The sequence below is a fragment of the Ochrobactrum sp. AN78 genome, assembly GCF_029909885.1.
Classification (GTDB): domain Bacteria; phylum Pseudomonadota; class Alphaproteobacteria; order Rhizobiales; family Rhizobiaceae; genus Brucella; species Brucella quorumnocens.
This window is the reverse complement of sequence record NZ_JASAMU010000002.1, coordinates 617,318-632,518: the sequence shown is the minus strand read 5'-3', so window position 1 is coordinate 632,518 and position 15,201 is coordinate 617,318. Positions and strand designations below refer to the sequence as shown.

Below are 15,201 nucleotides of genomic sequence, written 5' to 3'. Positions count from 1 at the left end.
GATACTTGGTTGCGTTGACAAAGCACGGGGCATTTTCGGGCCCAAACCATCATCATCTGTTCTGCTGTCCCCAACAGGTGGCTATATTATGGCAGGATTGAGTCTTGTGAAGTTCCGTCGATCAAAAAATGCGGGATATCCTGAGATTACCGATAAAAACTCGCCATAATTGAACATATATTGATTCCCATCATGACAAGGCGCACTGACGATCAGCGAATGAACGACTTCTGGGTATTCGGTTACGGCTCACTCATGTGGCGGCCCGGTTTTGCCCATGTCGAAACCATGCGCGCGCGCCTGCATGGATATCGTCGCAGCCTTTGTATTTATTCCCATGTCCATCGCGGAACGCCTGACCATCCTGGCCTTGTGCTGGGTCTGGACGCTGGCGGCTCCTGCCTCGGCATCGCCTTCCGTGTACCCGGCGATATGACAGACGAAGTCATGGTCTATTTGCGCGAACGCGAAATGTCCAACCAGGTCTATCACGAAAAATGGCTTCGCCTTCGGCTAGCGGACGGGCGCAATGTGCAGGCTGTAACCTATGTCGCCGACCGACGGCATATCCAATATGCCGGTTCGCTCAAAGCCGAGGATGCTGCAGCAATCGTTGCTTCCGCACAGGGCGATTCCGGTGCCAATGTTGACTATGTTTCCAACACGCTTGAGCATCTGCGCAATATGCGTGTGCGGGATCATGCGCTTGAACATGTCAACGATCTGATCTGCAACAAAGTGAACAGGCAAAAGCACGACGCAGCCTGATCAACTCTGTCTGGATCGACGAAAGTGATCGACCAGTGCCTCTTTGCCGTTCACGATCATGATGCCTGTTATCACAAATACCGTGCCCACCACGAAACTGATTTCAATCGGCTCACCCAAAATGATCGCGCCAAAGATCACCCCGAAAATGGGTGTCATGAAGGAGAGCGAACCCAGTTGGGATGCGCGGTAAATCCGCAAGAGCTGAAACCAGATCAGAAACACCGCAAAAGACACAATGACGGACTGAAACGCGAAGCTGCCCATCAGCATAGTGGTCCAGTTGATCTTCACTTGCCCCATGAGGAATGCGGCAACCGACAGGGTCACGAAGGCGGTTAGAAGCTGATAGAGCAAGGTCTGCTTCGCTGGCAGTGCTGCAAGACGTGAACCACGCACCACAACAGTCGTTGCGCCCCACGCCACCCCCGCGAGCAGGCAAAGCCCATCGCCAATAACCATGGCGTGGAAATCACCATGGACGGCCTCACCACGAACAAGGAATGCTATCGCGATGCCTGCAAAGGCAATGCCGATGCCGCCCCATTGTATGGTCGTCAGGCGCTCTGATGGCACCAGAAGATGCAAACCGAGTGCCGCGAAGAGTGGTGCCGTATAAAGCAAAACCACGGCATGAGCGGCTGAGGTTAGTCGCAACCCCTCACCTAGAAACAGATATTCAAGCGCAAACAGCAAACCGACCAGCAGACCCGGTTTCCAGATCCCATTGGTAATGGTCAATGTTTCACGCCGCGCGATCATAATAGCGGCGATTAATGTAGCCCCTACGCCCGACCGCAGCGCGATCTGGAACAATGGCGAAATATCCGCAGCCGTCAATTTCAACAGCACCTGCTGCAAGCCGAGGCTGATACCAACAAGAAGCATCATTCCAAACGCGTGCGTGTCGACGGGCTTACGCTCCATTGTCCGAATCCTCGTGATTAATCCGAACAATGGGTGTACGCTTGTCATGTATAGAGCATATAGCTTGAAACTGACAAACCTTAGCGCAGGATTGCCATAATGGCGGTATTAGCTCTCGAAGCCACGCATCAACCTCCCTTTACGGAAACCTTGCCGGAGCGACTGTTCTTTCGCACAGCCTGCATGCCGCCGGCTGCTCGCTATCCCATGCATCGCCACGATTGGGGAGAGTTCGTCTATTCCTTCACTGGTGTAATGGAAGTGCGTATTGGCGACAGCCATCTGCTTGCCCCGCCGCAATATGGAATATGGCTTCCACCGCATATCGAGCATCAAGGGCTCAATCGTCAGGAAGTATGCTACTGCTCGCTCTATGTGACCGAAGAGCTTTGCGCCGATCTTCCAGCCAAGGCCTGCGCGCTCAACCTCAATCCACTGATCCGCACTTTGCTTGAACATCTGCGTATGAAGAAGCCATCGCAACCACAGCAACCGCAGGAAACACGACTGCTGCATACGCTGCTCGACCAGCTGGCGATTGCTCCATGTGCGGGTTCCTATCTGCCTTCGAGCACGGACCCAGCCCTCCAAAAGATATTGTCGATCCTTGAAGATGATCCAAGTGACAATCGCACCCTTCACACTCTTGCGAAGATCGCCAATACGTCCGAAAGAACACTGATGCGTCGCTGCAAACAGGAGCTGGGCATGAGCTTCCCTGAATGGAAACAGCGTTTAAGGACGTTGAAAGCCATGCCGCTGCTCGAAAAGGGGGCAAAAGTCGAACATGTGGCGCTTGACCTTGGCTATGCCAGCGCATCGGCTTTCATCGCCATGTTCCGCAAATTGATGGGTATCACCCCCGACGAATATCGCAGGCAAATCGGTGCCTGAACGGACATAGCGAAAAACTCTAGCGGCAACTGTAGCAAACTGCCCCTGATTTCTCCTGTAAGCAGACAGGAGATATTAAAGTTGCATTGCTTGCACGGCTTGCCCTTGTTCTTGCCCAAAGCAACCGCTACATCTCGGCTAAAGCATCGCTCCGGAGCCTGACTGGATTAGGACAGCACGATGCAAAGATTCAAAGGGTTGGAGCGGTTTTCCTGGGTCAGTTTAAGATCTGTGCCGCTCCGATTGCCAAGGAGACCTTTATGATCGCATTGTTTCGCACCATTGATCTGGCGCTCGATATCTATACTTGGATTATTATCGCTAGTGCCGTTTTCTCATGGCTCTATGCGTTCAACGTCGTCAATTCTTCCAACCGTTTCGTGGCTTCGATCGGCGAGTTTCTTTACAAGGTAACTGAACCGGTCCTGCGCCCGCTCCGCAATATCCTGCCCAATCTCGGCGGCATCGATATTTCGCCTATCGTCGTCCTGCTGATTATCTTCTTCATCCGTCAGTTCATGTGGACGACGCTGCTTCCTGCGCTTCTGTAAGAAGCCCATACCTAACCAGACAAACAAAAACGCCCGGACTTTCATCCGGGCGTTTTTGTTTAAACATATAAGGCAGATTACTTGACCTTGGCGCGTTCAATCGCTTCAACGATGAACTTGCGTGCGTAATCTTCATCGCCCCAGTCACCGATCTTAACCCACTTGCCGGGTTCCAGATCCTTGTAGTGCTCAAAGAAGTGCGCGATCTGCTTCAAGGTGATTTCCGGAAGATCGGAATAATCATGTACCTTTGCATAACGCTGAGTCAGGTTTGGCGAAGGAACTGCAATGATCTTCTCATCCTTGCCGGAATTGTCTTCCATGACCAGAACGCCGATTGGGCGAACATTGATCACGCAGCCAGGAACCAGCGGACGGGTGTTGCAAACCAGAACGTCAATCGGGTCGCCATCTTCCGAAAGTGTGTGCGGCACGAAGCCGTAATTACCCGGATAGGTCATAGGAGTGTAGAGGAAGCGGTCCACAATCAGGGCGCCAGCCTTCTTGTCCATCTCGTACTTGATCGGCTGTCCACCGACCGGCACTTCGATAATAACGTTGACGTCTTCTGGCGGATTGTTGCCGATGGAGATAGCATCAATATTCATGATGGGTCCTTTCGTGTCGCGCTCTGATAACGGGTTTCATGTTTCCGCGCAAGAAAAACGAAAGTTCAACAAAACGCGACGAATTGTCGTTCTCTTGAATGGAATAGAGCGCGATCAGGTTATTTGTTCGTTTTAGTGATTATTCACCCAGTTCTTTCAGCCGTTGAACAGCTGTTGGTGGCATGGGCGGTGCGTTGGTGTCACGACTTGCTGCTACCAGAAGTTCGTCACAGGCCGTTTCCGTTGTATCGATCAAGCGACGTAAGAATTCTTCCTTTTCGAGTCCTGCCGGAATAAGCGGCAGCACACGGCAACGAATAGTTCCCGGAAAACGCAGGAACTTACGACGTGGCCAGTAAAGCCCGGCATTGTGCGCTATCGGCAGAACCGGAAGGTTCAGCGCTTCATAGAGATGCACGATGCCATATTTATACTGCGGTGGTGCGCCCGGCGAACGGCGCGTTCCTTCAGGATAGATGAGAATCTGCCGACCTTCGGCAATGGCCTTCTGCGCGCCTTTCGTAATGGAATGCAGCGCCTTGACGCGCGACCCGCGATCAACTGGGATCATTTCCATCTTCGCGACATACCAGCCAAAGAGCGGTATCCGCATCAGCTCACGCTTGAGGATCAAAACCGGATCATCGAGCTGCGGCAAAAAAGCATAAGTGTCCCAGGCCGACTGATGCTTGGGCGCCACGATATAAGCACCCTCAGGAATATTCTCTAGGCCCTCAATCACATAATCGGTGCCTGCAATGTATTTCTGAAGCCACAAGTTAACCCGTGCCCAGGTTTTGGGAACAATCCAGGCCTTCTTGCGGGGAAGCAGAAAATAGAACGGCGTATAGAGGATCATTTGCACGAGAGTGCCGATGTAGAAGGCGATATTGAACAGAATGGAGCGCAGATAGAGAAGCATCGTATCGGCGAAAACCTTGGTTATGCCTGTTCAACGCATCAGTTTGAGGCGAATAGATCAGGTAAAAGAAACTGGGAGCTTTTCCAAGAAAGCAGCGGCACCGATATATCAGGAAGCTGAGCATTTTCCATAAGGAAATCTCAACGCCCGACGATCAATTCAGCGTCACTTTATTAGGAGGATTCGAATGTGCTTCCGAAAATCTTGGCTCCCCCAACGCGAAGAGCAGCCCCCAGATATTTGACATATTCAATGAAAAGAACCCTGAGCGTATCGCCTTCTGCCACCCAGCTATGAGCGCGCTTTTCGCCATTCACCACAGGATAAGGCACAAATTCTACATCCTGCATCCGGTATGACATCTCAAGAATGCTGCGCGGGATATGGTAATTATTGGTAACGACGATCACACGATGATAGTTGTTTGCGCGGATCCAGCGTTCGCTTTCAGTCGCATTTCCCACTGTATTGAGCGCGGAACGGTCAAGATCGACGCAACAGTCGAACAGGCTTTGTTCGGTATGTGTGGCACGTTGTAGCGATTTTTCCGTGGTGGACGGATGAACGCCACTGATCAACAAACGCTTGCCCTGTTTTCCTTTTAGAAGATCAAGCGCTGCCTGTATGCGTGACTGTCCGCCTGTCAGCACGACAATCGCGTCAGCAGGCTCACCCAACACAGGCGACTGCATACTGGTTACCTTCTCGCTGAAGGCCACAAAGCCAATCAGAAAGGCGACAAGAGCCAGAAAAAGCACAATGGAAATAGGCTGGAGTCGTCGAAATACACGCATTAGGACAGACCATATGAATTTACCAACGACCAAGGCAAGCAGGGATGGCGAAAGTACCGACGGCGCATCCGTTGTGCGGCTGCGGCGCCACACCACAGCGCCAATATGCGCTTCGGCCTTTGCTTCTCTGCCTGCCACTGCATCAACGCTTTCCGAACGCCCCGCCGATACCGTTTGCTGAACCTTGCGTTCACTCACCTTGTTATCATAGCCATCATTGCGGCGATAACTCGGAAAGTTGCCGGAAATTCGTGATTTCCGATCGGTATTAGCAAATAAAGCGGTCATTCGGCCCGTACTCCCGGGCCATCCATCGTAGAAAGCTGGCGAATAACCGTCAGACGGCTTGTGAGCATCGTCAGCACACTCACCAGAATGATGATCGCAGCCGCGCCAATATAGCCGTCACGTCCAATGGCAAAATTGCCAAACATCGCAGCGGCCTGATCCGCAGCCGGTGTCCCCATATGTCGCGACGCCCACCATGAGAAGACGAAAAACACAAACATGGCAGCCATGCCACCAAACAGCGCGCCTTTAAGAGCTGTGCGGAAGAAATGCCATTCAAATTCGCGCGCGACGAATTTCGATTCTGCGCCAATGAAATGAAGAACCTCGATGATATGACCGTTACCGGACATGGCGCCCCGGGTGGCAAAGATAACTGTCAGAACGGTTGCTGCCACCACAAGCGACAAGACGCCTGTACCAATCAGCACCGTCGTATTGGCCATCGAAACAAGTCTGTCGACCCATGTGCGATGGTCGTCAAAACTTGCGCTCGGAATGGCGCGGGTAATTTCAGCGCGCATGGTTTCAAAATCGGGCGGTGTGTTCTCGTCGATGGTGACAACGACCAGACGCGGAACCGGCAATTCATCAATGTTAAGCCCACTGCCAAGCCATGGCTCAAGCAAGCGAGCGGTCGCATCCTTGTCGATGATGCTGGTATCTTTCACACCCGCAAAGCCGCGCGCAATGCCGCTCGCGTCCTGCAGTGCCTTGTCCATATCAAGTCCGTCAACCGGACGGATTTGGATGGTCGCCTCGCGCGCAATCTGGCTTTGCCATTGTGCCGCCGAAGCACGCACCAAAGTCACGCCACCAAGGGTGAGGCAGGCAAGAAATGTCATGATCGCAATCACAATCACCAGCGCCGTACCCGTCACGCTTCCATCAGGCACGATTGGACTTGGACCTTGCCGCTTCCTGCGCTTACCGATGCGGACCATCAGCATATCCTTGAGGTCTTCAAAGCGTATGTACAGGTCGTCCATGACCTTCCGGAGAGCTCTTTGCCAGTCTTTGTCAGCTTCAATCATAGATGTCGAGCCGCCCATGTTCGAGGACCATGCGCCGTGCATTGACCTGGTCCATCAAGGAAAGATCATGCGTCGCAATGATGACAGCGGTGCCTGAGCGGTTAAGCTCGGCAAAAAGCCGCAACAAGCGTTTCGCCAGCGGCGGATCGACATTGCCTGTCGGCTCATCCGCGAGCAGCAGTTCGGGTTGGTCGATCAATGCGCGTGCGATGGCTGCGCGCTGTTTTTCACCGCCAGAAAGTACCGGCGGCAGCACATTCATACGGTCGCCAAGCCCGACCCAGTGCAGCAGTTCCTCAACCTCATGCCGATAAGTCGCCTCTTCCTTGCCACGTACACGCAGCGGAAGCGCTACATTCTCATAGGTCGTCATATGATCGAGCAGCCGGAAATCCTGGAATACAATCCCGATTCGCCGACGCAAAAGCGGCACTTCCTTATGATCGAGCCGCGCAACGTCCTTACCGAAAATATTGATCAGCCCGCGCGTCGGCTTCAGCGCCATAAACAGCAGACGCAGCAATGATGTCTTGCCTGCACCCGAGGGGCCGGTCAGGAACTGGAATGAGCGCGGCGGAATATGAAAGCTGACATCCTTGAGGATCTCTGGCCCCATTCCATATCTCAGGCCGACATTCTCGAAACGTATCACCGGTGTGCTTCTCTAAATTGTCCGCATTCCGATTGGGGCTACGGATGAAATCGATATCAAGATGACCTTTAACCTCCATGGTTAATGTGAGGTTAATGTGCGGTTATTTCAGGCACAATCATCTATAAAAATTGCGCGAGCATTGTGTTTTTATAACGCAGAACATTCAGGCAATTGTTGGAATGAGCGCAACAAAGCCCGCTGCGATCCGACAAGTGCCAAATCGGCTGCATCCTGATTGAAAAAATTTAAGCATGTGAGCCACAAAAGAAAAACGGCTTTGCTTATCGAAATTATTAAAAAACAAATAGTTAGAGCGGCTCTAACGATCACTCTGAATTGGAACCGCACTAACGTGAACGAATGCTACTCCCAGCAGCCGAGATTGCGGCCTTTCAGATTGTGGGAATCGATATCAGTCACGAGGCGCGCATCTTCACGCAGCAGAACCATTGTCGTGCGCTGCTTGAGGTCGATCCTTTGCCAGCCGGCACATTCCTTCGGCATAGGCGGAGCGCTATCGATCCTGACGGTTTCAGACCATGCTGTGGCCGTGCAACCGGATAATACCGCACCAACGGCGACGACCATTACGGATTGCAGAATCGACCTGCATGTTCGCGCCTCAATCTGAATATTCAAGGCTGGCAACTCCCTATAATGCCCCACGAAACACCCACTTTGCCGAGATCGTTCTCATCGCAATTATTTGCATGAACAAGTTTCTTATAACGCGCGTGGCCCTGCGGCCGCAATATACAAGACAAAACCAAGCATGATTTAAATTAAGGCCAAAAAGCGTCCAATTTATGGGCTTTTCGGGTCGTTTTGAAAGTTTGGAACCATTTAAAAGAACATTCTAATACAAATTGAAATCAACGTGAAATTTACTGTGATCATTGCAATATCTGACAAATATCACAATCCTATCGCCCAATTATGCACGATTGATGTAAGAAAAACTCGACTGTATATTTAGTCATCTGATTCGCACTGGCATTTATCACTACACCAACACTGGGGACTTCCATGTTGAACAAACTGTCTGCGGAATTTTTCGGAACATTCTGGCTCGTCTTCGGTGGTTGCGGCAGCGCGATCTTCGCTGCGGCCTATCCTGAATTGGGCATTGGCTTTGCTGGCGTTGCTCTCGCCTTCGGTCTGACCGTTCTGACGATGGCTTATGCCGTCGGCGGCATTTCCGGCGGCCACTTCAATCCAGCCGTCTCGCTCGGCCTTCTGGTTGCCGGACGTTTCCCAGCAAAAGACCTCATTCCTTACTGGGTTGCACAGGTTCTTGGCGGCGTTGCTGCGGCAGCGGTTCTTTATCTCATAGCAACTGGCAAGACTGGCTTCACAGCGGGTGGCTTTGCGTCCAACGGCTATGGTGAGCTATCACCCGGCGGCTATAGCCTCACAGCGGCATTGATTGCTGAAATCGTACTGACGGCGTTCTTCCTCATCGTCATTCTCGGTTCGACTTCATCAACCGCACCATCGGGCTTTGCACCGATTGCCATCGGTCTTTCTCTGACCCTGATCCACCTGATCTCGATCCCGATCAGCAATACATCGGTCAATCCAGCCCGTTCTGCAGCTGCGGCCCTGTTTGCAGAAACTGGCGCTCTTGGTCAGCTCTGGCTGTTCTGGGTGGCTCCACTTGTTGGTGCAGCGATTGGCGCCATCATCTGGAAAGGTCTGCTCGGTAAAGACTGATCAGCAAACACAATACACAATCATCGAAAAGGCCGGTTTATATCGGCCTTTTTGCTTTTCCCGATCAGTAACAGACGGAAAATACTCCGCTTATGTTGCAGAACCGTGGGATTCTCCAAGAAAAAGTGATCATTGCCCGCTAAAAATTGCGGTAAGAAGAAATTCCCTTTTACAGATGTCCTGAGCAATGTCCCCCAGCACCGATGCTTCCCATGCGGACCGCTATGCCGCATTCCGCCATACTTCATTCAAGAAATATTGGGCCGCACGCTTTCTGAGCGCGTTCGCTGTCCAGATCGTTAGTGTTTCTGTCGGTTGGCAAATTTATGATCAGACCCGCGATGCTTTCAATCTCGGTATGGTCGGGCTGGTACAGTTCCTGCCCGCATTGCTGCTTGTGCTGTTCACAGGTGCCGCAGCCGATCGCTTTGGCCGACGGCTCGTCATGGGGCTTTCGCTCATTCTTGAAAGCGTGGTCACAGCAATATTGCTCGTCCTGACGCTCACCGGACTGTTTGAACCGCTGACCGTCTTTGCAGCCTTGCTGATCTTTGGCGTTGCTCGCGCGTTCCTCGGACCATCGTCTGCCTCCCTCGTGGTCAACCTGGTTCCGACTGAGGATTTCGCCAATGCCGTTTCTTGGAATGCATCGGCATGGCAAGTGGCGACCATTGTCGGCCCGGTTGCAGGTGGATTGCTCTATGGCGTCTCGCACTTCGCTGCCTATAGCGTGGCGACCGTATTCCTGATCGCTGGTTCTATCCTGATCTTCTCCATCCCGAAGCCCAAACAGCATACAACCACAGAAGAACGCTCGCTCTCCACCATGCTTGCAGGCTTCCGCTATATCTGGAAAGAGAAGATCGTTCTCGGTGCCATCTCGCTCGATCTCTTTGCGGTTCTGCTTGGGGGCACGGTTGCGCTTCTACCGATCTATGCGCGCGATATTCTGGACCTCGGCCCTTGGGGGCTTGGTCTTCTGCGCTCCGCTCCAGGCATTGGTGCCGTTCTCACGGCAATCTGGCTTGCTGGCCATCCGATTCGCGATCATGCCGGACGTGTAATGTTCGTCTTTGTCGCTCTGTTCGGCTTGTTCAACATCATCTTCGGCGTTTCGACACTGACATGGCTTTCGATCGTCGCTCTCGCCTTGGCGGGTGCTGCTGATATGATCAGCGTCTATATCCGTGAAACCCTGATGCAGCTATGGACGCCCGACCATGTGCGCGGTCGTGTCAACGCGGTCAACATGGTGTTTGTGGGCGCTTCAAACGAGTTGGGTGAATTCCGTGCTGGCTTGATGGCTGCCGCCATTGGCGCAGTTCCTGCGGTGGTGATTGGCGGCGTTGGGTCGATCGCCGTCGCAGCGGCCTGGGCCGTGATGTTCCCGCAATTGCGTAAAGCACGCAATCTTCAGGGCAGAACTTGATTTTCAGAGCGTGTCAGACCTCTGGCACGCTCTTATTGGCTGCATGGACACGCGCTTCGATCATATTGCGATCTTGTTCGGTGATGCCAATGAGATGGGCAATGCGCCACATCACATCGGCTTCCACTTCACTGACGATCCCATCCGCGTAAACAAGCTCCCACATTAAGGCCACGAAATCGACGCGGGCCTGATAATCGAGATGGCGCTTCAGCACGGAAGTGAAATCTGAGAGGCTGATCGATTCCTGATCAGCTTCTTCCGCAGCCTTGATCAGTTTTTTAAGCGCATCGCCTTTGAGGCCATATTTCTGCGAAAGCATAGCCGAGAGTTTTGCGCGCTCGCTTTCACGCGTTTCACCGTCCGCATCCATGATGTGAAACAGCAGGGCAGCCGCCGCAAGTCTTGGATCGGTATCGGAAAATTTCTTGCCACGCTCACGAAAACCGTTGCCCGGCAATTCTTTCAGAAAATCCAGCAAACGCTCGAACATTCACCCTCGCCACAGAAACACTTATACATCGGCAAGCCGACGCTCTTTAGAAGCATTGAAAGTAGCGAGCTGGTCACAAGGCACAAGACAACAAACCGACTTAGCCGCGTTTCAACAGCTCAAGGCGGTGTCGCCGTGGTCTTTAGGCAACATTTTGCCCCCTGAAAGCACCGAAAGTGCCCGTGTTTATCATATCGGCGTTACGCACTCCGTCTTCCCATCAAAGCTGAATCATAAATCAGCCAGTGAACGGATTTCCCAACGACGGCGGTTTCCACATTTCAGACTAATGCTTTAGAACAGTCGCAGCCCGTTCTGGGCCTTCTGCGATGACTTGCTTTCATCCACACCGGGATCATCGACAATGATATGCGCTGCGCGGTTTTTCACGGTATCGGTATCGTCTTCAGCACTTTCTGGTGAAACGGCATCAATCACAGCTGACTTTTCGACCTCAGCGATTTTTGATGGCGACGGTGCGGTTTTCACCTTTACCGGCTCGGCTTCCGGCACAACCACTTCCGCCTCGACAACATCTTCGAACTTTGGCTGAGGTTTTATCTGAGGTTTCTCCACCGGCACGATTGCCCGGCTTTCCTCAACGTGATCAGCCACCGCTTTAGCGATTTCCGGCTTTCCCACTTCGATCAATGGCGAGAGCTGCTCAACTGGCACTTTCCATTCAAAGCTATTGAGACGACCTGTTACCGGAGACACCGGCGACCATTGCTCAGAAACATAACCATCTGCCGTCCATGCAGGATCGCGCGGCGCTTTAACAGCCTGCGCAAGCCACTGCCGTACCTTGCCCTGATCGCCTGTCTCAGCCTCTTCAATGTCCGCAAGCAGCAGATAAGCGCTTTCACGCGGAGAGCCACGCAACACCTGTTCTGCATTGTCACGCGCAAGACGATATTCACCTGCCTCGTAAGCAGCACGCGCCAGTGCCAGACTGCCTTCAGCATTGTTTGAACGCAACGTCACCAGATGTTTCGCTCGTTTCAAACGGTCCTGCACCGTGTCGCCTGCGCGACCATAAACATAGGTCGAGGCAATATCAGGATGCGGTGAACGCTTCCACGCGGCTTCAAGAATTTTCGAGCCTTTGCGTACTTCGCCGTCGGCAAACAGCGCGCGTGCAGCAACAATGGCCGCAGGCACAAGGTCAGGCGCAAGCTTATTGGCTTCAAGCGCTATGGCCTTAGCATGTGCATGATCCACATCAACCGTCGCCATCGCCTTGGCTGTGAGAAGCGCTGCGCGCTCCTTCTTCACCACATCTTTGCTGTGAGCGAGTGCCTGTTTACGGGCATCCACCAATTTCAATGCACCGTCCCAATCGCCTTCAGAGCAAAGCTGGCCCATGACGGCAGAGGATGCCCATTCAAGCTGTGGTGCGTCTTTTGCAGCTTCTGCCGCATAATGACGAGCGGCCTCGCGCGCGCCGACGCGTTGCGCTTCGATATAAAGACCGCGCAGACCAAGCAGCTTGGTTTCCGGGTCTTCAATCATGGCTTCAAAGCCCTTGCGGGCGTCATCGGTGCGGCCTTCGAGCATTGCTGTCTGGGCTTCAAGAAGCTTGATCAATGGCTCCTGATCAGAGTTCAAAAGCTTGGCTGCTTGCTTGTTCATGCGGCGTGCCGCTTCCGCGTCACCTGCACCGGCCGCAATCAATCCGGTCGACAGGGACTGATAACCCCGGTCGCGTTTACGGGCACGGAAATGACGGCGCAGTGTATAAGGCGACTGGATGATGCTCTTGATGAGCCACCAAAGGATCAGAATAACAGCAACAATCGCCACCACACCGGCAGCGGCCGTGATCAGCGGCACATTGTAATGATTGCCTGCAAAAGTGACGTCGAGCTCACCCGGACGATCTGCGAGCCACGAAAAGCCAAATCCAAGAACGACGACAATAGCGAAGTAAAATATCACACGCAGCATGGACGACGCCTCCTTAGTTTGGCGCCGTGGCGTCTGTTGCGGTTTTTGGCTTGAGGCTGTCGGTCACAAGACGCTGGATCAATGCATCGGCATTGTGCCGCGCTTTCATCTGGCTTGCGAACTCTTCTGATGCAGCCTTCGCATCAGCAGGCAGCTGCTCCCATTCGGAGATTGCCCGTTCAAGATCACCGGCATGAAGTGCCGCCTCCATACGTGCTGTGGTGGGGCCAACACCGGTGCCGCTCACATTTCCCGCGACAGGGCGCACGCTAACGAGACCTTTGGCGCTGGCCACCAGTTGATCCCAAACGCCTGCATCGGCAGGTAGCTTGTTTTCTGTGGCGATTATGTTGTTTGCAACAGGCCCGAACCATGCGTTGAGATCGGCAATGGTCGGAACACCTCTATCAGCAAAACTACGCAATCCTTCGACCGACTTATCCTGCTGTGCCACAGATGCATAAGTCTCAAGTTCGGCCTTGAACGAACCACCGCGATCAATCGCTGTCTTCAGTGCATTGGCCGCAATAAGCGCCGATGCATCGGGTTGGCGCGCACTCTCGCTCACCTTGTCCTGAAGCGAGACGAGTTTTTGCTCAAGGCTGGAGATCGTGCCGCTATTGCCCGAAACTCCCGCTGCGGCCTGATCGGCCTGATTCTTCGCATCACTCAGTTGCTGCTCAAGCGATACGAGACGTTCGGTCAACGCTGAAACATCAGCGGGAGCAGAACCGCCTTCCCCTGCCTTTGGCAGCGCCGCAAACTGCTGTTGAATTTCGGTGAGGCTTCCGGCAACAGCTTCCGCTTTGATTTCTGCCGCTTCGACATTCTTCTGCAAATCGGCAAGTTGCGTCTTGCTGGCATCATCCAAAGGCGCTGGCGCTGGATTGGTACGCAGATCCGCAATCTGTTGTTCCATACGCGCCAATTGTTCGGCAGTTACGCGAGATCCCGGCGAAGGCACCACATTGCCCCATTGCAAAGCAAGAAGTCCCCCAAGAGCGATCACGCCACCAGCGACACCCGCCAGAAGATAAGCGCCGCTTGAGCCAGATTTCTTTTCCGACACTGGCGGCACTGATGCAGTGGTGCGCGGGGCTTCCCTTGAGCCTTCAGGCTTAACACCGGCTCTAAAGGGAGGCTTTTCCACTTTGGGTTCAAATTTTGGAGTAGCAGCGGCGGCGGGTTTTGGATCGGTCATCTTCGAGAAATCCCCTACTGGCTCGGCTGCCGGTGTCGCCTGAAGTGTCGCCTGTGGTTTTGCCGCTTCGTCAACGCGTTTAACATCTGACGGATCGAGATTGATCGTCACGGGCTGACGGGCCGGTTTGGAATGTCGCGGAGTGCCGGATTTCGCCATGGGTCCTCTCGTAGTGCAAAAAATGTCTCTAAAGCTTATCAGATAAAATCACGAGATGAAGGAAGGTTGCGCGCAAAAGAGTCAAAGTTTGGAAAACAAACGAAAAATACCGCTCTCATCAGGATGATCCGCAATCAGTGCCTGCGCGCGCCATTCCTCTGGCAAGCAATCGGCAACACGCCCCGAAATGCATAGAAACCGCGTTTTTACATCAAACTGCGCGCCAGCTTTCTGCATCAATTCAACAAACAGTTTTGCAGCGACAGCAGAATAAACCAGCACCGCGACAAAAGGACCTTTGTCGAGGGCGGTTTTGATTTCATTGACTGAATAGTCGATTGTCTCGATGCCATAGACATCGCGGACTATCATAGTAAGGTCCGTCTTCGACACCTGATGTTCGAAGACGGGCTGGCGCACACGTCCTGCGAGATAAAGAACCTCTGCGCCTTTCGGCAAAACTTCCGCCATCTTCGCAGCCAGGCGTACAGCATCACCGCCGCCTTCAATCACAGTCCGAAAACCTGCTTCCTGTGCGGCACGCGCTGTACCCTCACCAACAGCAAACAATGGTAAAGTTTTCAACGGTTGAAGTTGTTCATTTGGCACATGCCGAAACGCATTGGCACTCGTCACGACAAGCGCGTCAAACAGCTGATTCTTGATCGAAAATTCAAGCGCGACCGTACGGCTAACCGGCAGAGAAACAGGCGAAAACCCAAGATCGGCAAGCTTTGCCGCCGTCAATGACGCCGACGGTTCTGGCCGTGTGATCAAAACACGCCCCCCGGTCATAGTCTTCCGCTGTTCCGCCAATG

At 53.2% G+C, this 15,201-nt stretch carries 15 protein-coding genes and 1 pseudogene; 5 read left to right on the top strand and 11 right to left on the bottom strand.

The window, feature by feature from the left end; translation table 11 throughout:
- Positions 1-192 precede the first annotated feature (192 nt).
- Positions 193-768, top strand: coding sequence for a gamma-glutamylcyclotransferase (locus QBD00_RS06515; RefSeq protein WP_318578952.1), 576 nt, complete (start codon positions 193-195; stop codon positions 766-768).
- Here the strand turns inward: QBD00_RS06515 and QBD00_RS06510 are convergent, their stop codons facing one another.
- Positions 769-1,695 carry a DMT family transporter gene (locus QBD00_RS06510; protein ID WP_318578951.1) on the bottom strand — a complete coding sequence of 309 codons (927 nt, stop codon included), beginning with the start codon at positions 1,693-1,695 and terminating at the stop codon, positions 769-771.
- A 99-nt stretch (positions 1,696-1,794) separates the two neighbouring features.
- On the opposite strand from QBD00_RS06510, the gene QBD00_RS06505 reads away from it, so the two are divergent.
- Both QBD00_RS06505 and QBD00_RS06500 read left to right on the top strand, forming a co-directional pair.
- Positions 1,795-2,589, top strand: a complete 795-nt coding sequence (locus QBD00_RS06505) for a helix-turn-helix transcriptional regulator (RefSeq protein ID WP_318578950.1) — start codon at positions 1,795-1,797, stop codon at positions 2,587-2,589.
- A 260-nt stretch (positions 2,590-2,849) separates the two neighbouring features.
- Complete coding sequence (locus QBD00_RS06500) at positions 2,850-3,140, top strand: YggT family protein (protein WP_007872091.1); 291 nt, start codon at positions 2,850-2,852, stop codon at positions 3,138-3,140.
- A gap of 77 nt (positions 3,141-3,217) precedes the next feature.
- Here the strand turns inward: QBD00_RS06500 and ppa are convergent, their stop codons facing one another.
- The 6 genes from ppa to QBD00_RS06470 all read right to left on the bottom strand — a co-directional run bounded on the left by ppa (position 3,218) and on the right by QBD00_RS06470 (position 8,080).
- Entirely contained in the window at positions 3,218-3,748 is a 531-nt protein-coding gene (gene ppa / locus QBD00_RS06495) for an inorganic diphosphatase (RefSeq protein WP_318578949.1), read from the bottom strand.
- Positions 3,749-3,887: 139 nt separating this feature from the next.
- Positions 3,888-4,670, bottom strand: a complete 783-nt coding sequence (locus QBD00_RS06490) for a lysophospholipid acyltransferase family protein (protein WP_095447578.1) — start codon at positions 4,668-4,670, stop codon at positions 3,888-3,890.
- A gap of 173 nt (positions 4,671-4,843) precedes the next feature.
- Positions 4,844-5,752, bottom strand: a complete 909-nt coding sequence (locus QBD00_RS06485) for a YdcF family protein (protein ID WP_264230356.1) — start codon at positions 5,750-5,752, stop codon at positions 4,844-4,846.
- Complete coding sequence (locus QBD00_RS06480) at positions 5,749-6,741, bottom strand: cell division protein FtsX (RefSeq protein ID WP_404901673.1); 993 nt, start codon at positions 6,739-6,741, stop codon at positions 5,749-5,751. The genes QBD00_RS06485 and QBD00_RS06480 overlap by 4 nt, the downstream gene beginning before the upstream one ends.
- Positions 6,742-6,778: 37 nt before the next feature.
- Entirely contained in the window at positions 6,779-7,402 is a 624-nt protein-coding gene (gene ftsE / locus QBD00_RS06475; protein WP_024898570.1) for a cell division ATP-binding protein FtsE, read from the bottom strand.
- Between the two features lie 402 nt (positions 7,403-7,804).
- Positions 7,805-8,080, bottom strand: coding sequence for a hypothetical protein (locus QBD00_RS06470; protein WP_264230357.1), 276 nt, complete (start codon positions 8,078-8,080; stop codon positions 7,805-7,807).
- A gap of 387 nt (positions 8,081-8,467) precedes the next feature.
- Between QBD00_RS06470 and aqpZ the strand changes: the two genes are divergently transcribed.
- A complete protein-coding gene (aqpZ, locus tag QBD00_RS06465; RefSeq protein WP_095447582.1) occupies positions 8,468-9,154 on the top strand; it encodes an aquaporin Z in 687 nt (228 codons plus the stop codon).
- Positions 9,155-9,341: 187 nt separating this feature from the next.
- On the top strand, positions 9,342-10,583 hold the full coding sequence (locus QBD00_RS06460) for an MFS transporter (protein ID WP_095447583.1): 1,242 nt from the start codon (positions 9,342-9,344) through the stop codon (positions 10,581-10,583).
- Positions 10,584-10,596: 13 nt separating this feature from the next.
- On the opposite strand, the gene QBD00_RS06455 is transcribed toward QBD00_RS06460, so the two are convergent.
- The 4 genes and pseudogenes from QBD00_RS06455 to QBD00_RS06440 all read right to left on the bottom strand — a co-directional run bounded on the left by QBD00_RS06455 (position 10,597) and on the right by QBD00_RS06440 (position 15,178).
- Entirely contained in the window at positions 10,597-11,076 is a 480-nt protein-coding gene (locus QBD00_RS06455; protein ID WP_318578948.1) for a TerB family tellurite resistance protein, read from the bottom strand.
- 620 nt (positions 11,077-11,696) lie between these two features.
- Positions 11,697-13,023 (bottom strand): annotated as a pseudogene (locus tag QBD00_RS06450) (heme biosynthesis protein HemY); the annotation flags it as partial.
- A 13-nt stretch (positions 13,024-13,036) separates the two neighbouring features.
- A complete protein-coding gene (locus QBD00_RS06445; protein WP_318578946.1) occupies positions 13,037-14,383 on the bottom strand; it encodes a COG4223 family protein in 1,347 nt (448 codons plus the stop codon).
- 81 nt (positions 14,384-14,464) lie between these two features.
- The gene (locus QBD00_RS06440; protein ID WP_151092504.1) at positions 14,465-15,178 is read right to left on the bottom strand and encodes a uroporphyrinogen-III synthase; all 714 of its coding nucleotides are present in this window, start codon (positions 15,176-15,178) and stop codon (positions 14,465-14,467) included.
- Between the last annotated feature and the right edge of the window lie 23 nt (positions 15,179-15,201).